Source organism: Stenotrophomonas sp. (assembly GCF_031995405.1).
Classification (GTDB): Bacteria; Pseudomonadota; Gammaproteobacteria; order Xanthomonadales; family Xanthomonadaceae; genus Stenotrophomonas.
In genome coordinates, this window is sequence record NZ_DAMAGC010000032.1 from 1 (window position 1) to 22,372 (window position 22,372).

At 67.5% G+C, this 22,372-nt stretch carries 19 protein-coding genes; 9 read left to right on the top strand and 10 right to left on the bottom strand.

The window, feature by feature from the left end:
* Positions 1-65: 65 nt before the first annotated feature.
* Positions 66-1,073, bottom strand: coding sequence for a zinc-binding alcohol dehydrogenase family protein (locus tag RTO53_RS07920; protein ID WP_312237270.1), 1,008 nt, complete (start codon positions 1,071-1,073; stop codon positions 66-68).
* 91 nt (positions 1,074-1,164) lie between these two features.
* Between RTO53_RS07920 and RTO53_RS07925 the strand changes: the two genes are divergently transcribed.
* The 3 genes from RTO53_RS07925 to RTO53_RS07935 all read left to right on the top strand — a co-directional run bounded on the left by RTO53_RS07925 (position 1,165) and on the right by RTO53_RS07935 (position 3,317).
* Positions 1,165-2,088, top strand: a complete 924-nt coding sequence (locus RTO53_RS07925) for a LysR substrate-binding domain-containing protein (protein WP_312237271.1) — start codon at positions 1,165-1,167, stop codon at positions 2,086-2,088.
* Positions 2,089-2,148: 60 nt separating this feature from the next.
* Positions 2,149-2,775, top strand: coding sequence for a leucine efflux protein LeuE (gene leuE / locus RTO53_RS07930; RefSeq protein WP_312237298.1), 627 nt, complete (start codon positions 2,149-2,151; stop codon positions 2,773-2,775).
* 173 nt (positions 2,776-2,948) lie between these two features.
* Positions 2,949-3,317 (top strand): hypothetical protein, encoded by a 369-nt coding sequence (locus RTO53_RS07935; RefSeq protein WP_312237272.1) that lies wholly within the window; start codon positions 2,949-2,951, stop codon positions 3,315-3,317.
* Between the two features lie 5 nt (positions 3,318-3,322).
* On the opposite strand, the gene RTO53_RS07940 is transcribed toward RTO53_RS07935, so the two are convergent.
* On the bottom strand, positions 3,323-4,225 hold the full coding sequence (locus RTO53_RS07940; RefSeq protein WP_312237273.1) for a LysR family transcriptional regulator: 903 nt from the start codon (positions 4,223-4,225) through the stop codon (positions 3,323-3,325).
* Positions 4,226-4,372: 147 nt separating this feature from the next.
* Here RTO53_RS07940 and RTO53_RS07945 point away from each other — a divergent pair, with 147 nt between their 5' ends.
* The 3 genes from RTO53_RS07945 (at position 4,373) to RTO53_RS07955 (ending at position 7,426) form a co-directional block, all read left to right on the top strand.
* Entirely contained in the window at positions 4,373-5,368 is a 996-nt protein-coding gene (locus RTO53_RS07945; protein ID WP_312237274.1) for an aldo/keto reductase, read from the top strand.
* Positions 5,369-5,450: 82 nt separating this feature from the next.
* Positions 5,451-5,861, top strand: coding sequence for a hypothetical protein (locus RTO53_RS07950; protein ID WP_312237275.1), 411 nt, complete (start codon positions 5,451-5,453; stop codon positions 5,859-5,861).
* A gap of 152 nt (positions 5,862-6,013) precedes the next feature.
* A complete protein-coding gene (locus RTO53_RS07955) occupies positions 6,014-7,426 on the top strand; it encodes an amino acid permease (protein ID WP_312237276.1) in 1,413 nt (470 codons plus the stop codon).
* A 389-nt stretch (positions 7,427-7,815) separates the two neighbouring features.
* Here the strand turns inward: RTO53_RS07955 and RTO53_RS07960 are convergent, their stop codons facing one another.
* Complete coding sequence (locus RTO53_RS07960) at positions 7,816-9,069, bottom strand: dipeptidase (RefSeq protein ID WP_312237277.1); 1,254 nt, start codon at positions 9,067-9,069, stop codon at positions 7,816-7,818.
* Positions 9,070-9,321: 252 nt separating this feature from the next.
* Positions 9,322-10,491, bottom strand: a complete 1,170-nt coding sequence (locus RTO53_RS07965; RefSeq protein WP_312237278.1) for a class I SAM-dependent rRNA methyltransferase — start codon at positions 10,489-10,491, stop codon at positions 9,322-9,324.
* 404 nt (positions 10,492-10,895) lie between these two features.
* On the opposite strand from RTO53_RS07965, the gene RTO53_RS07970 reads away from it, so the two are divergent.
* Both RTO53_RS07970 and RTO53_RS07975 read left to right on the top strand, forming a co-directional pair.
* Positions 10,896-11,852 carry a TerC family protein gene (locus RTO53_RS07970; RefSeq protein ID WP_312237279.1) on the top strand — a complete coding sequence of 319 codons (957 nt, stop codon included), beginning with the start codon at positions 10,896-10,898 and terminating at the stop codon, positions 11,850-11,852.
* Between the two features lie 97 nt (positions 11,853-11,949).
* Entirely contained in the window at positions 11,950-12,732 is a 783-nt protein-coding gene (locus RTO53_RS07975) for a rhomboid family intramembrane serine protease (RefSeq protein ID WP_312237280.1), read from the top strand.
* 141 nt (positions 12,733-12,873) lie between these two features.
* Here the strand turns inward: RTO53_RS07975 and RTO53_RS07980 are convergent, their stop codons facing one another.
* The 6 genes from RTO53_RS07980 to rpmH form a co-directional block, all read right to left on the bottom strand.
* Positions 12,874-13,929: a glycerophosphodiester phosphodiesterase gene (locus tag RTO53_RS07980; RefSeq protein WP_312237281.1), complete on the bottom strand. Its 1,056-nt coding sequence runs from the start codon at positions 13,927-13,929 to the stop codon at positions 12,874-12,876.
* Between the two features lie 163 nt (positions 13,930-14,092).
* The gene (gene mnmE / locus RTO53_RS07985; protein WP_312237282.1) at positions 14,093-15,442 is read right to left on the bottom strand and encodes a tRNA uridine-5-carboxymethylaminomethyl(34) synthesis GTPase MnmE; all 1,350 of its coding nucleotides are present in this window, start codon (positions 15,440-15,442) and stop codon (positions 14,093-14,095) included.
* A 3-nt stretch (positions 15,443-15,445) separates the two neighbouring features.
* The gene (locus RTO53_RS07990; RefSeq protein WP_312237283.1) at positions 15,446-18,121 is read right to left on the bottom strand and encodes a polysaccharide deacetylase family protein; all 2,676 of its coding nucleotides are present in this window, start codon (positions 18,119-18,121) and stop codon (positions 15,446-15,448) included.
* 105 nt (positions 18,122-18,226) lie between these two features.
* Complete coding sequence (yidC, locus tag RTO53_RS07995) at positions 18,227-19,927, bottom strand: membrane protein insertase YidC (RefSeq protein WP_312237284.1); 1,701 nt, start codon at positions 19,925-19,927, stop codon at positions 18,227-18,229.
* Positions 19,927-20,421, bottom strand: coding sequence for a ribonuclease P protein component (gene rnpA, locus RTO53_RS08000; RefSeq protein ID WP_312237285.1), 495 nt, complete (start codon positions 20,419-20,421; stop codon positions 19,927-19,929). Before rnpA ends, yidC begins: the two co-directional genes overlap by 1 nt.
* A 5-nt stretch (positions 20,422-20,426) precedes the next feature.
* Positions 20,427-20,567 carry a 50S ribosomal protein L34 gene (gene rpmH, locus RTO53_RS08005; protein WP_006404565.1) on the bottom strand — a complete coding sequence of 47 codons (141 nt, stop codon included), beginning with the start codon at positions 20,565-20,567 and terminating at the stop codon, positions 20,427-20,429.
* Positions 20,568-20,821: 254 nt separating this feature from the next.
* Between rpmH and dnaA the strand changes: the two genes are divergently transcribed.
* Positions 20,822-22,156: a chromosomal replication initiator protein DnaA gene (dnaA, locus tag RTO53_RS08010; protein WP_312237286.1), complete on the top strand. Its 1,335-nt coding sequence runs from the start codon at positions 20,822-20,824 to the stop codon at positions 22,154-22,156.
* The last annotated feature ends 216 nt before the right edge of the window (positions 22,157-22,372 follow it).

The window sequence follows — 22,372 nt, forward strand, 5'->3', positions numbered from 1 at the left end:
CCACCGGTGCGAGGGTCATGGGGTCGGTTCCGTGGGGGATGCAGGGGTGCGGGGTGCAGTGGCGGTCAGAAGCCTTCGAGGACCAGCTTGCCGCGCGCGCGCTGGCTCTCGATCAACGCGTGGGCCTGGCGCAGGTTGGCGGCATTGATGCGGCCGTAGTGCTCGCCCAGCGTGGTGCGCAGCACGCCGGCATCGACCAGCGCGGCGACGCGTTCGAGCAGGTCGTGCTGGCGCTGCAGGTCCGGGGTGGTGAAGCTGGAGCGGGTGAACATCGACTCCCAGTTCAGCGACAGGCTCTTGCGCTTGAGCGCCATCACATCCAGCTGGCCCGGGTCGTCGATCAGCGCCAGCTGGCCCTGCGGCGCCAGCACCGCCACGATCTGGTCGTAGTGCTGGTCGGTGTGGGTCAGGCTGGCCACGTGCGCGACCGCGTCGATGCCCAGGCGCTGCAGGCCATCGGCAAGCGGCTGCGAATGATCGATCACATGGTGGGCGCCCAGCGCGTACACCCAGTCCTGGGTCTCCGGGCGCGAGGCGGTGCCGATCACCGTCAAGCGGGTCAGCTGACGCGCCAGCTGGATCAGGATCGAGCCTACGCCACCGGCGGCGCCGATCACCAGCAGGGTCTGCCCTTCGCCACCGCCCTCGGGGATGCGCAGCCGATCGAACAGCAGTTCCCAGGCGGTGATCGCGGTTAGCGGCAATGCCGCGGCGGCGGCATCGTCCAGGCTGGCCGGCTTGTGCCCGACGATGCGCTCATCCACCAGCTGGTACTCGGCATTGCTGCCGGGGCGGCCGATCGCACCGGCGTAGAACACCGCATCGCCGGGCTGGAACAGGCTGACCTCGCTGCCGACCGCGTCCACGATCCCCACTGCATCCCAGCCGAGCACGCGCAGTTCGTCCACGGCCACGCCGTTGCGCACCTTGGTGTCGACCGGGTTGACCGAGATCGCCCGCACTTCCACGCGCAGATCGCGCGGGCCGGGGCTGGGGATCGGCAGGGTGATGTCCTGCAGCGCGCGCGGGTCGCTGATCGGCAGGCCGTGCTGGGTATAGGCGATCGCTTTCATCGAGGGCAAGTCCATTCGGGAAGATGCACAGCCTGCGCTTCACGACAGCGGGCAGAAAGGCGCAAAATCGGGCAGCACTTTCACTGCAGGAATGAAAATGGTCCGCATCGATGATCTCGGGCTGTTCGTGCGCACCGCCGCCCTGGGCAGCTTCTCCAATGCCGCCCGCGAGGCCGACCTGCTGCCCGGCCAGGTCGCTGCGGCCGTGGCGCGGCTGGAACGCGAGCTGGACCTGCGCCTGTTCGTGCGGTCCACCCGCAGCCTGCGCCTGACCGCCGAAGGCGCGCTGTACCTGCCCTATGCCCAGGAGGTGCTGGCCACCCTGAGCGAGGGCCAGGCGCGGGTGCGCGGTGAAGACGCCGAGCTGCGCGGCGTGCTGCAGGTGGCCGCGCCCTCGGACCTGGGCCGCAACGTGCTGCTGCCCTGGCTGAGCGAGTTCCGCGCCGCGCATCCCAGGCTGCAGCTGCGCCTGCACCTGTCCGACCAGGTCGCCGACGTGTTCCGCGATCCGGTCGACATCGCCTTCCGGCTCGGCCGCTTCGACAACGCCAGCTACGTCGCCCTGCCGCTGCTGCCGGGCAACCGCCGGGTGCTGGCGGCCTCGCCCGACTACCTGGCACGGCACGGCGCGCCGGAGTCCCTGGAAGGTCTCAAGGACCACCACTGCCTGCTGTACCAACTGGCCGGCCGCGCCTACGACCGCTGGAATTTCGAGGTCGATGGCCGCCGCGTGGTGGTGCCGGTGCGCGGCAACATGGTCTGCGACGATGCCGACGTGGTGCGGCGCTGGGCGGTGGCCGGCGAAGGCATCGTGTTCAAATCCTGGCTGGACGTGTGCGGGGATGTCCGCGCCGGCCGCCTGCAGGTGCTGCTCGGTGGCGCCGGCGACAGCCTGCCGTTGAACCTGGTGTGCCCGCATCGCAAGCAGTTCTCGCCGGCCATCCGGCAGCTGCATGCGATGTTCGAACAGCGCCTGCAACCGCTGCTGAAGGATCTGCCACGCCTGCCCGGCTGACGCTATCGGCGGGCCTGGCAGTGCCGGACAATGGCGCTCCCCCGTAGTCGAGTCGCCGCCATGCCGTGGATGGGCATCCAGGACCTGTGGACCTTTGTCGCTGCCGTGCTGGTGTTCCTGGCATTGCCGGGCCCGGGTACGTTCACCCTGCTCACCGCAACCGGTCGCGGTGGCATACGCGGCGGTTACACCGCGCTGTTCGGGCTACTGGTGGGCGACCAGATCCTGATGTGGCTGGCGGTGGCCGGCGTGGCCGCGCTGCTCAAGGCCAATCCGCTGGTATTCCACGCAGTGCAGTACCTGGGCGCGGCCTACCTGGTGTGGATCGGCATCGGCCTGCTGCGCCGACCCCGCAGTACCGGCGAGGACGGCGGCGTCCGGCTGCAGCCCGGCCACTACTTCCGCCAGGCGGTACTGATCAATCTGCTCAACCCGAAGGCGATCATCTTCTACATGGCCTTCCTGCCGTTGTTCATCGATCCGGCGCGGCACCAGGGCGTGGCCACGTTCGCCACCATGGCGGTGATCATCTTCGTGCTCGGGCTGGCGTATTGCTCGGTGCTGATCGGGGTAGGCAACCTGTTGCGTCGTAGGATTCTTCAGCATCCGCGTGTAGGGCTTTTGCTGAGGCGTGTCGCCGGCATCTTCCTGATCGGGTTTGGCGTACGCCTCGGCGTCAGTGGCTGAGGCCCTGCCCTGCGTAGCGATGCGCAGCATGGTGGATGGCGCGGGCGGAAACCCGAATAGGCAGCATCATCCAAGCAAGATTTTTCAATCGATAACTTGAGATTCCGCGTGACGCCCTCGGGGTGTCCAATCGGTGCCAACGGTCGCGGTCACCGCGTCCACGCGGAGAACCGATGTCCCCGGTGTATTTCGTCCAGCACGTGTCCGGCCACGATGAGCATCTGCTCGGCATGGCCACCGGCCGCATCGATCTGGGCCATCCGGCGGTCGCCCGCATCCTCGCGGGCCTGAAGCCCTTGGACCGGATTGATCTGCGCACCAGCCGCTTCGACTGCCATGCCAGCCTGGCACTGGCGCTGCGCCGACGCATCGACGAGGCCGAGCGCATGGCCAACGGCTGGCGCCTGTTCGATGCCAAAGGCATGTTGCGCTGCAAGCGCTTCCCTGGCGATGCGCAGGTGATGTTTCCGCATGGGCTGCGCGATGGCGACCACTGGCTGCGTACGTTGCTCCAGCCCGGGTCCCGCGCGCGCTCCGACTGAGCGGGTCAGCGCGTGCGCATGGCCTGCCGCAGGTAGTCGATGAACACCCGCAGCTTGGGTGCCATCTGCTCGCGCGCCGGGTAGTACAGATGGAAACCGGCAAACGGCTGTTGCCAGTCCTGCAGCACGCACTGCAGCCGACCGGCGGCCACGTCGTCGGCAAACAGCGCCGCAAATCCCTGCGCCATGCCCAGCCCGGCGCGTACCGCGGCGTGGATCAGGCCCGCATCGTTGAAGACCAGCCGCCCCGCCACCTCGACCTCGAGGTCGCGCCCCTCGCGGGTGAACTCCCACGGCATCCGGCGCCCCGTGCTGAGACGGTGCACGATGCACTCGTGGGCAACCAAGTCGCCCGGCGTGGCGGGCACGCCGTGGCGGGCAAGGTAGGCCGGCGTGGCCACTACCACCTGGCGTTCGAGCGGCCCGATCGGCACAGCGATCATGTCGCGGGCCAGGCTCTCGCCCAGCCGGATCCCGGCATCGAAGCCGCCGGCGACCAGATCGGCCAGCGCCGTCTCCACGAACAGTTCCACCTCCACCTGCGGGTACAAGGCGAGAAAGCCGGGCAGGTGCGGCAGCACCAGCAGTTCGGCGGCGATGCGCGGCACGTTGATGCGCAGCTTGCCCGCCGGGACATCGCGCACGCTGTCCAGCGCGTCGAAGGCGGCATCGATCTGGGCCAGTCCCGCCCGCACCCCCTCCAGGAAGCGCGCGCCGTGTTCGGTAAGCCCCACGCGGCGCGTGGTCCGGTGCAGCAGGCGCACGCCCATGCCCGCCTCCAGCGCGCGCACGGTCTGGGACAGCGCCGACGGCGATACCCCAAGCTCGTCGGCGGCGCGGGTGAAGCTGGCATGGTGGGCGACGCGGGCGAAGGCGACCACGGCCGGCAGGGGGCGCTGGGGATTCATTGTGAAGCCTGGCTTCAAGGAAGATGCAGGAGCAGCCAGTTTATCCACATAGTCCACGGGAGGATGCTGGGCACCCGTCGATGCCCCATGCCATCTGGATAACGGCCGCCGGGCTATTCCTGTTTTCCTTCCCTCCGGAGCTTCCCCATGCAGACCCGCACCCTTGGCCGCCACGGCCCCACTGTTTCCGCGCTCGGCCTGGGCTGCATGGGCATGAGCGCCTTCTACGGCGGGCGCGGCAGCGACGCCGAGGCCACCGCGGTGATCCACCGCGCGCTGGAACACGGCGTGACCCTGCTCGACACCGCCGACATGTACGGCCCGCACACCAACGAAGTGCTGGTCGGCAAGGCGATCGCCGATCGCCGCGACCAGGTGTTCCTGGCCACCAAGTTCGGGATCAGGCTGGAACCCAGCGACAGCGCCGCACGCAGCGTCGATGGCCGCCCGGAGTACGTGATCGCCGCCTGCGACGCCAGCCTGCAGCGGCTGGGCGTGGACCACATCGACCTGTACTACCAGCACCGCGTGGACGCCAGCGTGCCGATCGAAGACACCGTCGGGGCGATGGCCCGCCTGGTCGAGCAGGGCAAGGTGCGCTTCCTCGGGCTGTCCGAAGCCTCGGCCGCGACCATCCGCCGCGCCCACGCGGTGCACCCGATCACCGCCGTGCAGACCGAGTTCTCGCTGTGGTCGCGCGATCCGCAGGACAACGGCGTGCTGGATACCGTGCGCGAACTGGGCATCGGTTTCGTGCCCTACTCGCCGCTGGGCCGTGGCTTCCTCACCGGCGCCATCCGCAGCCCGGCCGACTTCGATGCCGACGACTACCGCCACCAGTCGCCGCGCTTCCAGGGCGACAACTTCAACCGCAACCTGGCGCTGGTCGATGCGGTCACCGCGATGGCACGCGCCAAGGGCATCACCCCGGGGCAACTGGCGCTGGCTTGGGTGCTGGCACAAGGTGACGATCTGGTGCCGATCCCCGGCACCAAGCGGATCGCCTACCTGGAAGAAAACCTCGGCGCGCTGCAGGTGCAGTTTAGTGCAGCGGAGCTGGCCCGGATCGACGCGATCTTCCCGGCCAACGCCGCCGTCGGCGAGCGCTATGCCGCAGCGGCGATGGCCATCGTGAACCGCTGAGGGCACGGCCCATCCGTGCCGCCCTGCACCGGGGCGGATGGGCGACAATGGCGCGCCCCTCCGCCTCGACCGGATCTCGATCATGCGTTGGCTTGCCCCACTCCCCCTGCTGCTGGCATTCGCCCCGGCCCATGCCGAGGACATCCGCTGCCTGACCGGCGGCAGCGCCGACCAGATCCATCTGGAGTGGAAGCTGCCCGAGGCCGACACCGGCACAACACCGGTGAGCTTTGTGCGCTACGCCGGCAAGCGCCAATGGCTGCGCCTGACCCGGCTGTCCAACGAGGGCAGCGAGATGGCCGAAGGCCGCCCCTGGCAGTTCGACACGGTGTGGGAAGAGCATCTGGACGGCAAGGTGACCGGGCACTACGCGATCACCACCCAGGGCGCACGCGTCTACGGTTTCGACTACACCAACGCGCGCAATGGGCGGCAGACCCGCTTCAGCGAAGACATCGGTGCGATGACCGACAGCGGCTGCCACTGGGACTGACCGGGGGCCCGGCCACGGTTGTGCCGGTTTCGTCACCTCCGTCCCGGTCAGATGTCCGCTCGTCCGCTCGGGACGCTTGGCAGTAGTAATGCTGCACCGCGTTCGGTAAAACTCGCAGACTTGTCGTTAACAGTCATCCACCGCGAGGCCCCATGTCATTGCTCCGGCGCAAGTCCCTAGACCAAGTCACCGTCCATGAAGCCGGCAGGCGACTGGTTCCGACCCTGAGCTGGCCGCACCTGATCGCCCTGGGCATCGGTGCCATCGTGGGTACCGGCATCTACACCCTGATCGGGGTGGGTGCCAACCTGGCCGGCCCGGCCGTGCTGATCTCCTTTGCCATCGCCGGTGCGGTCTGCGCCTGCGCCGCGCTGTCCTACGCCGAACTGGCCACCATGATGCCGGCCGCCGGCAGCGCCTACACCTACAGCTACGCCGCGCTCGGTGAGACGGTGGCCTGGGTGGTGGGCTGGAGCCTGATCCTGGAGTACTCGCTGGTGGTGAGCACGGTGGCGGTCGGCTGGTCCGGCTACGCGGTCGGCTTCCTGCATGGCTGGGGCATCGACCTGCCGTTGACGCTGACCGCCGGCCCGCACGTGGAAGGCGGCTTCATCAACCTGCCGGCGGTGCTGATCACCTTCGTGGTGGCCGGCATGCTGATGGCCGGCACCAAGGAGAGCGCCACCCTCAATGCGATCCTGGTGGTGGTCAAGATCATCGCGCTGACGGTCTTCGTGGCCATTGCCCTGCCGCACTTCGACACCGGCCACATGGAGCCGTTCATGCCGTTCGGCTTCGCCAAGTCGGTGGGTGCCGATGGCGTCGAGCATGGCGTGATGGCGGCGGCGGCGATCATCTTCTTCGCCTTCTACGGCTTCGATGCGATCTCCACCGCCGCCGAGGAAACCAAGAAGCCCGACCGCGACCTGGCGATCGGCATCATCGGCTCGATGGTCGGCTGCACCATCATCTACGTGCTGGTGGCGCTGGCCGCCGTCGGCGCGATGAGCTACACGATCTTCGGCCAGAGCGCCGAGCCGCTGGCACTGATCCTGCGCGAGCTGGGCAGCCCGGGTGCGGCGAAGTGGATCGGCGCGGCGGCGGTGATCGCCTTGCCGACGGTGCTGCTGGCGTTCCTGTACGGCCAGAGCCGCATCTTCTTCGTCATGTCGCGCGATGGCCTGCTGCCGCGTGGCCTGTCCAAGGTCAGCGCGCGCACCGGTACGCCGATTGCGACCACGTTGTTCACCGCCGTGCTGGTCGCCGCGCTGGCCGGCGTGGCCCGCCTGGATGAAATCGCCGCACTGGCCAACGCCGGCACGCTGGCCGCGTTCACCGCGGTGGGCCTGTGCCTGGTGGTGCTGCGCAAGCGTGAGCCGAACCGCGTGCGCAAGTTCCGCACCCCGCTGGCCTATGTGGTCGGCCCGCTGGCGGTGATCGGCTGCGTGTACCTGTTCTTCAGCCTGCCCAGCAAGACCCAGCTGTACTTCCTGGCCTGGAACATCCTGGGCCTGATCGCGTACTTCGCCTACGGGCGTCGCAATGCGGTGCTGGGCAAGCAATGAGGCATCGCGCCGTCTCACCTTGGGGGCGGCACGTCGATATGAAAAAGGCAGGCCCAGGGCCTGCCTTTTTCTTTGGTTTTTCCCTCATCTTAGAGCATGACGCTACGCGGGTGGCCGGGGGTGCAGGCCGTTGGGATGGGTGCGTCTTCGATCGGGCTGGTCGCGAGCGTGAGGGCCCCTTAGCGGCCGGTAAGCAGGCAGAAGCCAAGCGGGTCGGTGGGTCGGGCGCTGGGCCCCCATGCCCTTGGAGGCGAAATAAAGGAGGAGGGGGCGGCCGCAGGCCGACGCCGGAGGACATTCGCCGGAAAGGGTATGGGGGCCCAGCGCCCGACCCACCGACTCCCGCTTGAGGCGAGGACGAGGGGGCGGCCGTAGGCCGACGCCGGTGCTCAGGGTGTTGCGGCCGCGGCGAGCTCGGCAGCGTGATCCTGTGCCTGCTGCATCACCCGCAGCAGGTTGCCGCCCCAGATGCCGGCGATCTGCTTCTCGCTGTAGCCCTTGCGCAGCAGCCACGCGGTGATCTTCGGCAACTGGCTCACGTCGGGCAGGTCGGCCAGGCCGCCGCCACCATCCCAGTCCAGCCCGATGCCCACATGTTCGGGGCCGACCACCTTGAGGATGTGCTCGAAGTGGGCGAAGAAATCGTCCAGCGTGGCCTTGCGCAGCGGGTAACGCAGGTCGATGTCCTCCAGCCCCTTCTTCAGCGCCACGCCCTGGGCGATGGTCATCCCGTCGTAGTCGCCGCCAAGCTGCTTCATCAACGCCTCCTCGGCCTGCGCCCGCGCCTCGGTCTTGCCGGTGTCGATCAGGTAGCCGCCATAGGCGTTGACCTGGATCACCCCGCCGGCCTTGGCCAGCTGTTTCAGGCGCACATCGTCGAGATTGCGCGGGTGGTTGTAGATCGCCTTGGCCGAACTGTGCGACAGCACGAACGGCACCGGCATGCGCTCGATCAGGTCGTCGAACACCGCATCGGAGGCATGCGACTGGTCGATGACGATGCCCAGCCGCACCGCTTCATCCACCAGTGCCTTCCCGGCCGGGCTCAGGCCCTTCCACTCGGCGCCATTCCGGGCGGTGGCCGAGTCGGCGAACTCGTTGTTGGCGAAGTGCACCGTGCTGAGCAGGCGCAGCCCGGCCAGGTGGTAGAAGCTGAGCAGCGAGGGATCATCGACCAGCGGGCTGGCGTTCTCCATGCTGATGTAGACCACGCGCTTGCCGGCGGCCTTGATCTTCGCCGCATCGGCGGCGGTCAGCGCGAGCTGGAAGGTGTCCGGGTGCGCGGCGAGCATCTCGCGGATCTCCATCAGCCGCAGCAGGCCGGCATCGCGATCGTGCTGGTGCGCCTGTGCGCTGCGGTCGCCCTGGTCGGTGTAGATCGCCCAGAAACCGCCGTCGAGCGCACCTTCGACCATGCGTGGGTAGTCCACCTGCGACAACGCGTTGTGGTCGTGGCGCTGGCGGATGTCGAAGCCGTCGCGGTGGAAGTTGGCCGGGGTATCGAGGTGGCTGTCCAGCGTCAGCAGGCGGTGCTGCAGCGTGGACGCCCTGGCCAGTTCCTGCGGGGTGAACTCGATGGCGTGGGCGGCCAGCGGCGTGCACAACGCCAGCGACACCAGCAACGACAGACTGCGCAACGTCATGGACGCCTCACCTTGGATGGGAAGCGTAGGACGATAGCGCTGTCGGACGACACGCGGTAGAGCCGGGCCATGCCCGGCGGCTGCGTGGCGCATTGCCGCGCTGCGCGCGGCCAGCCGGGCATGGCGCGGCTCTACCCGTTCCCAACGCCGTGGACCACCGGCAGGCACACCGTCAGGCGTGCCGGTCGTTGGGTCGGTCGGCCGGCAGACAGGCCGGCGTATGCCGACCGCCGGTCGGCACGCGCGCTGCTGTCAGTCCAGCACGCGGCAGAACACCGCCTTGAGGTAGCGCGATTCCTGCACATGGGCCATGAACGGATGGTCCGGGCCGGCGCCGGAGACCTTCAGGATCTGGATAGTGCGGCCGGCGTAGAACGCGGCGCGGCGCAGCATGTCCAGGAACTGGTCCTCGGCCACCAGGCCGGTGCACGAGAACGTGGCCAGCAGGCCACCGGGCTTGACCACGCCGAGCGCCAGCTTGTTCATGTCCAGGTACTTCTTCAGCGCGGTGATCACCTGGTCGCGGTCACGCGTCATCTTGGCCGGGTCGAGGATGACCACGTCGTAGCGCTCACCGCGGTTGGACGCATCGCGCAGCCACGGGAAGATGTCGGACTGGATGAATTTCGGACGCACGTTGTTGAGGCGCGAGTTGCCCTTGGCAATCTCGATGACGTCCTCGTCGATGTCGATGCCGACCACTTCGGCAGCACCGCGCACCGCGGCATACACCGCGAAACCACCGGTGTTGCAGCACAGGTCCAGCACGGTCTTGCCTTCCACCTGCTGGCTCAGCCACTGGCGGTTTTCGCGCTGGTCGGCGAAGAAGCCGGTCTTGTGCGCACCGGCCGGATCGGCGCGGAACTTCACCCCGTACTCGCTGATCACCGACGCTTCGGTGGTGGTGTTGCCGTGGAAGTCGAAGCTTTCCTGCTTCTGCACGTGTTCGTCGGCGAAGCTGTGGAAACGGCAGCCCGGGAACTGCTCGCGCAGCGCCTCATAGATCCATTCGCGGTGGCGGAACATGCCGGCGGCGAAGAACTCCACCACCACCAGGTCGCCGTAGCGGTCCACCACCAGGCCGGACAGGCCGTCACCCTCGCTGTGCACTACGCGCCAGGCGTTGGACACCTCGTCCAGCTTGAGCACGTCCCGACGCAGCGACACCGCCTGGGCGATCTTGCGCGAGAACCAGCCAGCGTCGACCGGAACGGCCTGATCGGTTTCCAGGATGCGCACGGCGATGCGCGAATGACCGTTGTAGAAGCCGCGGCCGATCCACTCCCCGTCCACGCCGACAACGTCGACGATGGCACCGGGCTTGGGACGGACGGCAGGCTTTTCGACCAGTTTCTGGAAGATCCACGGGTGGCTGGAGCGCCAGGCGTTCTTGAGGCGGACTACGGGGGCAGGGGTATTCATCCGGATATTGTATCCGGGAAGCCCGCAACCCCAGGTACCCGGGGCGATCCCCAAGGCCCGGTGGCGCTGGCGGCCGCGGCCCTCGGCGCGCTAAACCCGGGCTGTGCGTGGTTGACGGCCAACGGCCGTCGCTCCCGATGGCAGGCGACCTGGGTACGCCGGCCCTTCATTTGACGCCGGGCCCGGCAGCCCGCAGAATCGGCCCCAGAAGGGGAGTAGCTCCCAGACGTTGTCGCCGTCAATTCGAGCCCGCAGGCTCCGGTGCAACGGCAGTCCCACCCATCGGGACTGCGAGCGAGACCTTCGCCGTATGGCGAAGCTCTGTCTCCCCGGATCCCCCCGATCCTCCGTTGCAGATCCTCGCCCTCCGGCTTGAGGCATTCATTTTTCCAACGGACAAACCCATGCAGACGATCGGTAATTTGTGGTTGTGGGGCGGCTTCGGCGCGGTGGTGGTCATCGCGTTGCTGGTCGATCTCGTATTGATGCGACACGGCGGGCCGCACAAGGTCACCTTCAAGGAGGCCCTGTGGTGGTCGGTCGGCTGGGTCCTGCTGGCCCTGGCCTTCAACGGTGGCCTCTGGTACTACCTCAACGAGACCGCCGGCCAGGTAGTGGCCAACAAGGTCGGCCTGGAGTTCCTCACCGGCTACCTGGTTGAAAAAGCCCTGGCCGTGGACAACATCTTCGTGTTCCTGATGATCATGGGCTACTTCGCGGTGCCCGAGGAACAGCGGCAGAAGGTGCTGATCATCGGCATCCTGGGCGCGATCGTGCTGCGTACGATCATGATCTTCGCCGGCAGCGTGCTGCTGACCAAGTTCCATTGGCTGCTCTATGTGTTCGGCGCGTTCCTGCTCTTCACCGGCTGGAAGATGTGGTTCTCGGCCGGAACCGAACCGGACCTGGAAACCAACCCCGCCCTGCGCTGGATGCGCAAGCACCTGCGCCTGCTCCCGGACTACGCCGGCAACGCGATGAGCGTCATGCGAAACGGCAAGCGCTGGTTCACCCCGCTGTTCGTGGTGCTGATCCTGATCGCGGTCACCGATGTGATCTTCGCCGTGGACAGCATCCCGGCGATCTTCGCCATCACCACCGACCCGTTCATCGTGCTCACCTCCAACGTGTTCGCGGTGCTGGGCCTGCGCGCGATGTTCTTCCTGCTGGCCGGCATGGCCGATCGCTTCTACCTGCTGCCGTACGGCCTGGCCCTGGTGCTGGCCTTCATCGGCATCAAGATGATGCTGATCGATATCTTCAAGATCCCCACCCCGATCTCGCTGGGCGTGGTCGCGGTGATCATCGCCGCCACCGTGGTGCTGAGCCTGAAGAACCCGCCGAAGACCGGCGACGCGTGACCCTGCATGCCACCGGCGGGATTGTCCCGCCGGTGGCACTACTCTCTCCCGTCGCGTTGCCCTTGTGTTCAGCCCGGGCGACGCAATCCCTTAGGGTATGAACGACAACCTGCCCCTGCCCGCCGGCGAGCCGCCGGTCTCCCCCCGCAGCGACCACGGTCGTGTGATGCGGGCGTTCAACGCCAGCCTGGCGTTCGTGCTGGTGCTGGTGGCGGTGTTCACCGCGCAAGGGCATTTCGACTGGCAGCCGTGGGCCGTTTCCCCATTGGACAGGGCCGGCCTGCTCGGCATTCTCGGTGCGCCGCTGCTGCATGGGTCGGTCGAGCACCTGGGCGCCAACGCGGCGGCCCTGCTGATCCTCGGCACCCTGGCCGGCAGCGTCTATCCCAAGGCCACCCTGCGCGCGCTGCCGCTGCTGTGGATCGGCTCGGGGCTCGGTGCCTGGCTGCTCGGCGATATCGGCAGCCACCATCTGGGCGCAAGCGGCATCACCCACGGCCTGATGTTCCTGGTGTTCGTGCTCGGCCTGCTGCGCCGCGACCGTCCGGCCATCGCCGCCGGGCTGATCGCGTTCCTGTTCTACGGCAGCATGCTGATCACCATCCTCCCGCACGAGCCGGGAGTGTCCTGGCAGTCGCACATGGGCGGCGCCTTCGCCGGCATCCTCAGCGCGCTGCTGTTCCGCCTGTCCGACCCGATGGCCCCGCGCAAGCGCTACAGCTGGGAAGACGAGGACGAGGACGACGCGGAGCTGCAGCGCGACAGCGACCTGGAGCCACCTTCGCCGCAGCGGGTGCCGGTGCTGTGGCAACCGCGCGAAGGCCAGGACTACGTGGTGCTGCCGTTCCGCCCGCGGGAGCCGGGCTCGACCCGGGACTGACGGCCGGCGCCTCCAACGACAACGCATTCAATCCCGGTAGAGCCACGCCATGCGTGGCTGCCGTCCCCCGAAAAATCCGCTGCCTGCGACCCGGCATCACCGCCGCCACGCATGGCGTGGCTCTACCGGTGCAGCGCGCGGTCAGTTGCCTGCCGTCGCTGCCGCGTCCCCGTCCACCGCGCGCCGGCCCAGGGCCGGGTCGTCGGTGAAGAACGCATCGATACCGGTGGCCAGGTAGGCGCGCATCTCGGCCACCGAGCCGTCGGCGTTGCGCGCGTTGGCCTCGCCCCTGCGGAACTCGGCAGCCTGGAAGTAGTTCTCCGGGCGGAAGGTATACGGGATCACCATCAGGCCGGCGGCGTGCGCGTCGCGCACCAGCGTGGTCGGCGTGCCCAGCTTGCCGGCCGCATCCAGCGGGATAACCATGCGCAGGCTGGGGCCGATGCCATCGGCATAGCCGGCCACCTGCGCCAGCCCGGCCGGGGTGATCATGTCGGCATAGCGCTGGCTGCCCTTGGCGGCCAGCACGTCGCCCGGCTGCTGCCTGGGGTCGCCGAGCAGCTGCAGCAGGCGGATGTTGCTGTCGCGGCCCAGCTTGCTGCGCAGGTAACGCAGGTTGCCGACCTCGAAGGACTGGATCGTCACCGGGGCCACCCGCGTGTACGCGTTGCCCTGCAGCGCTGCCAGCACCTTGTCTTCCATCGGCAGGCCGATGCCCTTGAAATAGGTGCCGTGCTTGATCTCCGGCACCAGCCCGATGCCGCGGTTGGCACGCCCGGCCTGCTGCACCAGGAACGCGATGATCTCGTCCAGCGTGGCAATGCGGAACTGCCCATCGAAGGCCGTGCTGCGCAGCCGCGGCAGCCGTTCGCGGGCGTAGAGGGTTTTCAGCTCGGCCAGGGTGAAGTCTTCGGTGAACCAGCCTTCCATGCGCTCGCCGTCGATGGTCTTGACCGTCTTGCGGCTGGCGAACTCCGGGTGCGCAGCCACGTCGGTGGTGCCGCCGATCTCGTTCTCGTGGCGCGACACCAGCACCCCGTCCCTGGTCATCACCAGGTCCGGTTCGATGTAATCGGCGCCATCGGCAATGGCCTGTGCGTAGCTGGCCAGGGTGTGCTCGGGCAGCAGCGCGCTGGCGCCGCGATGGCCATACACCGCCGCCTTGGGCGTTGCGGGGGACGTGGATTCAGCGCTCATGGCCACCGATGGTGCCACGGCCAGCGACAACAGCAACACACAACCCCACGACGACTTCGACACTGCAAACCCCTGAGTGATGCGCCCCGCGCCAACGCGGCGGGGCGTGGAAAGGACCGGCGCATTGTGGTGGTGCGGTGTGACAGGGGGAAGAAAGCCGCCCCTACTTGCCGATACAGAAGCTGGAGAAGATCCGGCCCAGCAGGTCATCGGCACTCATGCGACCGGTGATCTCGCCCAGTGCGTCGTGGGCCAGGCGCAGTTCCTCGGCGGCCAGTTCCAGGTGCTCGTGCACCAGCTCGGCTTCGGCGCGCTCGGCGTGGCCGATGGCCAGCACGATGGCCTCCACGTGCCGGGCGCGGGCGGAGAATTCGCCTTCCACGCTGTCCCCGGCGCTGCCGCTGGCCAGTTCGCGCAGGCGCGTGTGCAGCCGGTCCAGGCCCAGGCCGGTGGTGGCCGAGACATGCACGATGTCGGGGTCGTCGGTGGCCGGGAGCGCGGCGAGCAGGTCGCTCTTGTTGTGGATCCACAGCTGCTGCGGCACCTCGGCGATCGCCTCGCGCACCGCCGCGTGTCCGGCCTGCGGGTCGCGGGCGTCGAGCACGATGATGGCAAGGTCGGTGCGCTGCATCTCCGCGTGGGCGCGGCGCATGCCCTCGCGTTCGATCGCATCGCCGCCTTCGCGCAGGCCGGCGGTGTCGACCAGGGTCAGTTCCAGTCCGTCGATGCGGATGGTTTCGCGCAGGGTGTCGCGGGTGGTACCGGCGATGTCGGTGACGATGGCCCGTTCGCTGCCGGCCAGTGCATTGAGCAACGAGCTCTTGCCGGCGTTGGGCGGCCCCACCAGCACCGCGTGCAGGCCATCGCGCAGACGCCGGCCGCGTTCGGCATCGTCGCGCAGCTGTGCCAGCGCGCGCAGCGCCTGGCCCAGTCCGGCGCGCACCTGATCGCCACCGAGGGTATCCAGCGGCTCGTCGGCGAAGTCGATCGCCGCCTCGACGTGGATGCGCAGCAGGACAAGCTGTTCTGCCGCCTCATCGACCCGGCGCGAGAACACCCCGTCCAGCGAGCGGCGGGCGGCGCGTGCCGCGCGGGTATCGCTGGCGGCGATCAGGTCGGCGATCGCCTCGGCCTGGGCCAGGTCGAGCTTGCCGTTGAGGAAGGCCCGTTCGCTGAACTCACCCGGCCGCGCCTGGCGCGCGCCGAGGGCGATGCAGCGCGCAACCAGTTGCTGCAGCAGTACCGGGCTGCCATGGCCCTGCAGCTCCACCACTTCTTCGCCGGTGAAACTGTTGGGCGCCGGGAACCACAGCACGATGCCATCGTCGATCACCTCGCCCCGTGCGTCGCGCAGGCGCGCGTAATGGGCGTGGCGCGGGCGCAGCGTCGGCGCGCCCAGTGCGGTGGCGATGGACGCCGCACGCGGACCGGACAGACGCAGCAGGCCGACGCCGCCGGCGCCAGGCGCACTGGCGATGGCCACGATGGTGTCGATGTTGGACGAGGCGTTCATGGCTTACAGCTTCTCCAGCTGCGCACGGGCCTGCGCAGCGCCGCTGCCCTGCGGCTGCAGCGCCAGGTAGGTGGTGTAGGCCTGCCGCGCCCTGGCCTTGTCGCCGGCGTGGAAGTACGCATCGCCCAGGTTGAGGTGGGCCACCGCGCGCGAGGGATCGATCTTCAGGGTGTTCTCCAGCCAGCGCGCGGCTTCGGCGTAGCGCTGCTGGCGGTAGTAGACGAAGCCGAGGTTGTTGGCCGCCTGGGCGAAATCCGGGCGCAGCTTCAGCGCCTCGGTGAACTGCGCGACGGCCTCGTCGTAGCGCTTCTCGCGGTACAGCTGCAGGCCGCGGTCGTTGGCCTGCTGCGCGCGCTGGCGATCGGACGTGGGCAGCGCTGCGGGCACCACCAGCGTGCTCTTGCCGCCCTGCAGGTCGGGAACGGTTACCGGCGCCTGGGTTTCGCCCTTGGCATCCTGCGCCGCATCGACCTTGTTGTTCAGTGCAATGGCGTCGGCCGAGAGCTGGTGCGTGTCGGCGTTGAGGTACTCCTGGCTGTCGGGCACCTGGAACACGAACTCGCCGCCCTGCGAGCCGGGCAGGCTGCCGAACGCCGGGGTCTGCCGCGATACCGCCGACACCGCCGGGGCCACGTAGGCGGCCAGCTCGGTGCCGGTGATCAGGCCATCGCCGTTGAGGTCGCCCTTGCCGGCCAGCGCCTGCAACAGCACCCAGGTGAACACCGAATGCCCGTTCGGACCGCTGTCGGCCACCTCCTGGTCGACGCCACCGGCGGTGAGCATCTGCCGCGCGCTGCGGCGGGCGTTCCCGCGCAGGAATGTCGACGACGATCCGCCGCCGCGGGTCAGCCCCAGCCCGCTGTAGCAGGCATCCATCACGAACAGCACGTGCTTGGCCTGCATGCTTTCGGCGATGTTCTGGATGTCGGTCATCGCGATGGCATCGGTGGCGAACGCATTGGGATCCGAATCCACCGGAATGATGTAGCCCAGGTCGCGGCCCGAGGCCAGCCGGCGGGTGGCACCGTGACCGGCGAAGAACACGAACACGCGGTCGTTCCTGCCGGTGCGGTCATCGGCCAGGCGATCGTGGAAGGCGGCCAGGATGTTGTTGCGGGTGGCCTGCTGGTTCTTCAGCACGATCACCTGCGAGGACGGGAAGCCGAACTGCCCGGTCAGGGTGTCGGCGATGGCCTGCGCATCATGGCTGGCGTATTCGAGCTTGGGCCACTTGGCGTAATCATCGATGCCGACCACGATCGCCCAGGATTTCTCGTAGCCACTGGTGACCGTGGTGTCGCTGGCAGCGGCCTTGCGCGCACGGCCGACGCTGAAGTCGCGGCCATTCCAGCCGGCGAACTGGTAGCCGTCGGCGATCAGCCGATCCAGGATCTGCGGCAACGCCTTCACCGCGCGGTCGTGGATGTCGTGGAACAGGATGATGCCGCGCTGCTCCTTCTGCACCTGTTCGACCACGCGCTGCACGATCGACTCGGGAACCGGGTCGGCCCAGTCCAAGGAATCGATGTTCCACATGATCGACTTCAGCCCGGCCTCGTTGAGCAGCTGCAGGCCCTCGGCGTTGCGCGCGCCGTACGGGAAGCGGAACAGCGGCGCGCGCTTGTCGTCAACGTCCTTGAGCAGCGTGTCGGTGGACAGCACCTGTTCGCGCAGGGCGTCGCCGGTGGTCCGCGAGAGCTGGGCGTGGGTGAGGCTGTGGTTGCCCACCGCGTAGCCCTGCTCCATCAGGTCGCGGCTGATGCGGGCCAGCGGCCCCAGCGTGACCTTGCCATCGGCCTGCACCGTGCCCAGGTTGCGGCCCACTTCAAAGAACACGCCCGGCACGTCGTAGCGTTTGAGGAGGGCCACCACTTCATCGGTGTAGGCCTTGTGCGGGCCATCGTCGAAGCTCAGCACCACCGTCTTGGGCGGCAGGTCGCGGCCGAAGATCTCGCGGTCGCTGTCCTTCATCGACATCGGGTACGGCTCGATCACCCCGTAATCCCGCAGGATCGCCTCGCGGTTGTACTGCTTATGCAGGTGGGCGATGTAGTCCTCCCACTTCTCACGCTTGAGCGCGATGGCGCGGGTGCGGTCGAAGCGGCTGAAGATGCGGGTGATTTCCTGGTTGTAGTTGCGCTCGATCTCATCCAGCCCCTCCAGGTCTTCGCCGATGCGCTGGTGCAGCTTCACCGCCGGCAGCGAGGAGTCGGTGCCGACACGCTCGTGCAGGGTGCGCAGGACTTCGCGGAAGGCCAGGCGATCGGCGTCGAACAGCTCCGGAGCCGACTCGATGTAGTCCAGCACCGTGCCCAGGGTGGCGAAGCGTTGCGGGCTGGTGCCGCGCAGCAGGGTGTCGAACTGCGCGGCGATCGCCTCGCGCTGCTCCAGCCCATCGTGGAACAGCTGCTGGCCGACGCGGCTGGAGGTGGCGCGGTCGGCCGGCGACTGCTGCGCTTCATCGGCCAACAGCACGATGATGCGGCGGTGGCCGTCGAGCAGCTTCTGCAGCGCGGTAAGCAAGGGTGCGGCCGCCGGATCGGACGCGGCGGCGGCCTGCGCGCTGGCCTGGGTGACCCCATCAGTGCTGGCTGCGGGTTTGTCCCCACACCCGGCCAGCGCCAGGGTAAGCACCAGCGTGGGCAAGGACAGGCGGAACAGCGACGGCGCAGCGGGCATGGAGTGGCTCGGGGAAACGGGGCAACGGTGGCGGCGATTGTATCGCCGCCAAAGAAAAACCCGCCGGGTGGCGGGTTTTTCAGGGCAGCCGAGCAGCGGTCGGCTCTACTTCTTTTTGGTGGGGGCGGTGGTCGCCGGCACCGGGTCGCTGCCGTGGCGCTTGGTCATCCACCACTGCTGCAGCAGGCCCAGGCCACCGTTGACCACCCAGTACAGCACCAGGCCCGACGGCATGAAGGCCATCATGACGCCGAACACCAGCGGCATCATCTGCATCATCTTGGCCTGCATCGGGTCCATGCCCGGGGCCGGGGTCAGCTTCTGCGTGGCCCACATCACCGCCACGTTGATCACCGGCAGGATGAAGTACGGGTCACGCGCGGTCAGATCCTGGATCCAGCCCAGCCACGGTGCCTGGCGCAGTTCCACCGACTCAACCAGCACCCAGTACAGCGCGAAGAAGATCGGCATCTGGATGAGGATCGGCAGGCAGCCGCCCATTGGATTGATCTTTTCCTTCTTGTACAGCTCCATCATCGCGGTCTGGAACTTCTGGCGGTCATCGCCGTAGCGTTCCTTCAACTGCGCGATGCGCGGCTGGAAGCGACGCATCTTGGCGCCACTCTTGTACTGCACCGCCGACAGCGGATACAGCACCAGCTTCAGCAGCACCACCAGGCCAACGATCGCCCAGCCCCAGTTGTTGACGACCTTGTGGACCTGGTTCAACACCCAGAACAGGCCCTGGCCGATCACCGCCATCAGCGAGAAGCGGCTGTAGTCGACCACGCGGTCCAGGCCCTTCACGTCTTCCTTGGCGATCAGGTTGACCAGCTTCGGGCCGACCCACAGGCGGGCTTCGGTGCTGGCCTGCTGGCCCGGGGCGACCGTGAAGGCCGGGCCGGTGGCCTGGATCTGGTCGCGACCGTCATGCTGGGACAGCGCGTAGTTCGCGGCTTGGTCGGTCTGCGGGATCCACGCGGTGAAGAAGTGGTGCTGCAGCATCGCCAGCCAGCCGCCGGTGATGGTGCGGTTGAGGTTGCCATCGTCCAGGTAATCCTTGAACGCGCGACGCTCGTGACCGTCCTGCGGGCTGAACCAGGTCGCGCCGTTGAAGCTGAACGAGTCCGGGTTGGTCATGCTGCGCGACAGGATGGTCGGGGTGCGGTCCAGGGTGCGGTACACGTAGCCGTTCCACGGCGCGGTGCTGCCGTTGACCACCTCGTCCTTCACCTTGATCGCGTACTCGTTGCGACCCAGCGTGTAGGTGCGACGGATGCTGACGCCGTTCGGGCCATTCCAGACGAACGGGATCTGCAGTTCCTTCTGCCCCTTGCCCAGCACGAAGTCGTGGTTGTCGCCCACCAGCTTGAAGCCATTGGCTTCCGGCACCGGGGTTCCCTTGTCCTGGCTGGTCCAGCCACTCACCGCGCGGTATGGGTGGGTGCTCTCTTCGGTCAGCAGGCGCACCGGCGGGCTGCCGTCCGCCTTGGTCTGCGGGAACTGCAGCAGTTCGGCGTCCAGCACGGTGCCGCCGTCCAGCACCAGACGCAGTACGTCGGTGGTGACGGTGACGCGGGCGCCGCCGGCCTGGGCCTGCGCGGCCGGCTGGGTCGCCGGGGCACTGCCCGGGGCCTGCGGCACCGACGCACCGGGGATGGAACCTGCCGCGCCCGGCACGGTTGCCTGGGTCTGCGCGGCAACCGGCGGCGGGGTCGGTGCGGCCTTTTCGCGGCCCCACTCCATCCACAGCAACACGGCCACCATCAGCCAGGCAAAAATCAGGAAAACGCGGGTCTGGTTCATCAGCGGGCAGGCTCGACGGGGCCGGCATGCGATGCCGGCTCGGGCTGGGAAGAAAGGGGTGCAACGCCCAGGGGCGGCGGCATTGTGCCGTCCGCGCCCGGCATGGGCAATGCGCCAAGACGGCGCAGCAGGCGTTCGAAGGCCTGGCGGAGTTCTGGATTGCTGGCAGTACGGGCGGCGCTACGGGCAACGACGACGAAATCGCCGGCACTCATCCACGGCCGTAGGTGGCGTGTGGCATCGCGCAGCACACGCTTCACTCGGTTGCGACCCACGGCTCGGGGATCGACTTTGCGCGACACGGCGAGACCCAACCTGGCTGGCGTATCGCTCTTCAGCCAGTGCAGGGTCATCAGCGGATCGGACACACGGCGGGCGCCGTTGAAGACCGTTGTATATTCGGCACGCGTACGAACCCGCGCAGAGCGAGGGAATCGCTTGCGCGGGTCGGAACTGCTCACAGTCAGGATTGCGTCTGCCGCGGGAAGCGGCATTGCAATCAAGCGCTCAGGACTTTACGGCCCTTGGCGCGGCGACGCGACAGGATCTTGCGGCCGTCAGCGGTCTTCATACGGGCACGGAAGCCATGGTCGCGCTTACGCTTGAGGTTGCTGGGTTGGAAAGTGCGCTTGGTGGCCATGCGGGGCCTCTATATGAAGGGGACGGAAAGAACCGGAAATTCTATAGACCTGATCAAGGTGCCGTCAAGTGCTTGTCACTACGGGAATTCATCGGGCTGTGCAATAGCTGTGGATCATTTTGTGAATAACTTCGGGACAACCATTCCCGGCCCCCCTCGTCGGTGGTAGTCTGCGCCATCCATTCTTTCCCCCTTCCGGCCTGCGGTGCGGCGGTTTTCCACGCCTGTCCCCTGGCCCCAGACGATTATTGCCGATGGATGCCTGGTCCCGTTGTCTCGAACGCCTTGAAGCGGAGTTCCCGCCCGAGGATGTTCACACCTGGTTGAAGCCGCTGCAGGCCGATCTGCGCGTGGACAGCCTGGTGCTTTATGCGCCAAATGCCTTCATTGTCGACCAGGTGCGCGAGCTGTACCTGCCGCGCATCAAGGAACTGCTGGCGCACTTCGCCGGCTTTGGCGACGTTTTTCTTGAAATCGGCTCGCGTCCGCGGGCTGCAGAGGCGCAGATTGCGTCGAATCCGGGCTTCTCCCCGCCTGTCGTGGCGGCCGAACCGCTGGTGCCGTTCGCCGGCAACCTGGATTCGCACTACACCTTCGCCAACTTCGTGGAGGGTCGCAGCAATCAGCTGGGCCTGGCCGCGGCGTTCCAGGCGGCGCAGAAACCGGGCGACCGGGCGCACAACCCGCTGCTGCTGTACGGCGGCACCGGCCTGGGCAAGACCCACCTGATGTTCGCGGCCGGCAATGCAATGCGCCAGGCCAACCCGGGCGCAAAGGTGCTGTACCTGCGTTCGGAACAGTTCTTCAGCGCGATGATCCGTGCGTTGCAGGAAAAAACCATGGATCAGTTCAAGCGCCAGTTCCAGCAGGTGGACGCGCTGCTGATCGATGACATCCAGTTCTTCGCCGGCAAGGACCGTACCCAGGAAGAGTTCTTCCATACGTTCAACGCCCTGTTCGACGGCAAGCAGCAGATCATCCTGACCTGCGACCGGTACCCGCGCGAAGTCGAGGGCCTGGAAGCACGGCTGAAGTCGCGACTGGCCTGGGGCCTGTCGGTGGCCATCGAGCCGCCGGACTTCGAGACCCGCGCTGCGATCGTGCTGGCCAAGGCACGTGAGCGTGGCACCGAGATCCCCGACGATGTGGCGTTTCTGATTGCCAAGAAAATGCGCTCCAATGTCCGCGACCTCGAGGGTGCGCTGAATACCCTGGCCGCACGCGCCAACTTCACCGGCCGTGCGATCACCACTGATTTTGCGCAGGAAACCCTGCGCGACCTGCTGCGCGCCCAGCAGCAGGCGATCAGCATTCCCAACATCCAGAAAACCGTGGCCGACTACTACGGGCTGCAGATCAAGGATCTGCTGTCCAAGCGCCGCACCCGGTCGTTGGCCCGTCCGCGCCAGGTAGCCATGGCGCTGACCAAGGAACTGACCGAGCACAGCCTGCCGGAAATCGGCGATGCCTTTGCCGGCCGGGACCACACCACGGTGCTGCATGCCTGCCGGCAGATCCGGACGTTGATGGAAGCGGACGGCAAGTTGCGGGAAGACTGGGACAAGCTGATCCGGAAGTTGAGCGAATGATGCATGTACGCCGCTAAGGCGTCATCGCATAAAACGGTGCAGAATCCGGTAGCAAGCAGGGGACAGGGTGTGGATAAGAATGCTGTTCCATCTGGACGCAAAGTTATCCACAGCATTGCCCTCCCCTTCGGGGCTAGTAATGCAGAGGGTTTCGAGGTCTGAAACCCTTTTATTTACAAAGACTTAGCTGTGTTCTCCAGCGATTCTGGCGCTACC

Excerpts from the sequence above, each read along its gene's own strand:
- RTO53_RS07960 (WP_312237277.1), bottom strand. The coding sequence starts at position 9,069 with ATGACGTTGCGCAGTCTGTCGTTGCTGGTGTCGCTGGCGTTGTGCACG.
- RTO53_RS07925 (WP_312237271.1), top strand. The coding sequence starts at position 1,165 with ATGAAAATGGTCCGCATCGATGATCTCGGGCTGTTCGTGCGCACCGCC.
- RTO53_RS07980 (WP_312237281.1), bottom strand. The coding sequence starts at position 13,929 with ATGAGCGCTGAATCCACGTCCCCCGCAACGCCCAAGGCGGCGGTGTAT.
- RTO53_RS07935 (WP_312237272.1), top strand. The coding sequence starts at position 2,949 with ATGTCCCCGGTGTATTTCGTCCAGCACGTGTCCGGCCACGATGAGCAT.
- rpmH (WP_006404565.1), bottom strand. The coding sequence starts at position 20,567 with ATGGCCACCAAGCGCACTTTCCAACCCAGCAACCTCAAGCGTAAGCGC.
- RTO53_RS07940 (WP_312237273.1), bottom strand. The coding sequence starts at position 4,225 with ATGAATCCCCAGCGCCCCCTGCCGGCCGTGGTCGCCTTCGCCCGCGTC.
- RTO53_RS07945 (WP_312237274.1), top strand. The coding sequence starts at position 4,373 with ATGCAGACCCGCACCCTTGGCCGCCACGGCCCCACTGTTTCCGCGCTC.
- mnmE (WP_312237282.1), bottom strand. The coding sequence starts at position 15,442 with ATGAACGCCTCGTCCAACATCGACACCATCGTGGCCATCGCCAGTGCG.
- yidC (WP_312237284.1), bottom strand. The coding sequence starts at position 19,927 with ATGAACCAGACCCGCGTTTTCCTGATTTTTGCCTGGCTGATGGTGGCC.
- RTO53_RS07975 (WP_312237280.1), top strand. The coding sequence starts at position 11,950 with ATGAACGACAACCTGCCCCTGCCCGCCGGCGAGCCGCCGGTCTCCCCC.
- dnaA (WP_312237286.1), top strand. The coding sequence starts at position 20,822 with ATGGATGCCTGGTCCCGTTGTCTCGAACGCCTTGAAGCGGAGTTCCCG.
- RTO53_RS07965 (WP_312237278.1), bottom strand. The coding sequence starts at position 10,491 with ATGAATACCCCTGCCCCCGTAGTCCGCCTCAAGAACGCCTGGCGCTCC.
- RTO53_RS07920 (WP_312237270.1), bottom strand. The coding sequence starts at position 1,073 with ATGAAAGCGATCGCCTATACCCAGCACGGCCTGCCGATCAGCGACCCG.
- RTO53_RS07955 (WP_312237276.1), top strand. The coding sequence starts at position 6,014 with ATGTCATTGCTCCGGCGCAAGTCCCTAGACCAAGTCACCGTCCATGAA.
- RTO53_RS07970 (WP_312237279.1), top strand. The coding sequence starts at position 10,896 with ATGCAGACGATCGGTAATTTGTGGTTGTGGGGCGGCTTCGGCGCGGTG.
- RTO53_RS07990 (WP_312237283.1), bottom strand. The coding sequence starts at position 18,121 with ATGCCCGCTGCGCCGTCGCTGTTCCGCCTGTCCTTGCCCACGCTGGTG.
- rnpA (WP_312237285.1), bottom strand. The coding sequence starts at position 20,421 with ATGCCGCTTCCCGCGGCAGACGCAATCCTGACTGTGAGCAGTTCCGAC.
- leuE (WP_312237298.1), top strand. The coding sequence starts at position 2,149 with ATGCCGTGGATGGGCATCCAGGACCTGTGGACCTTTGTCGCTGCCGTG.
- RTO53_RS07950 (WP_312237275.1), top strand. The coding sequence starts at position 5,451 with ATGCGTTGGCTTGCCCCACTCCCCCTGCTGCTGGCATTCGCCCCGGCC.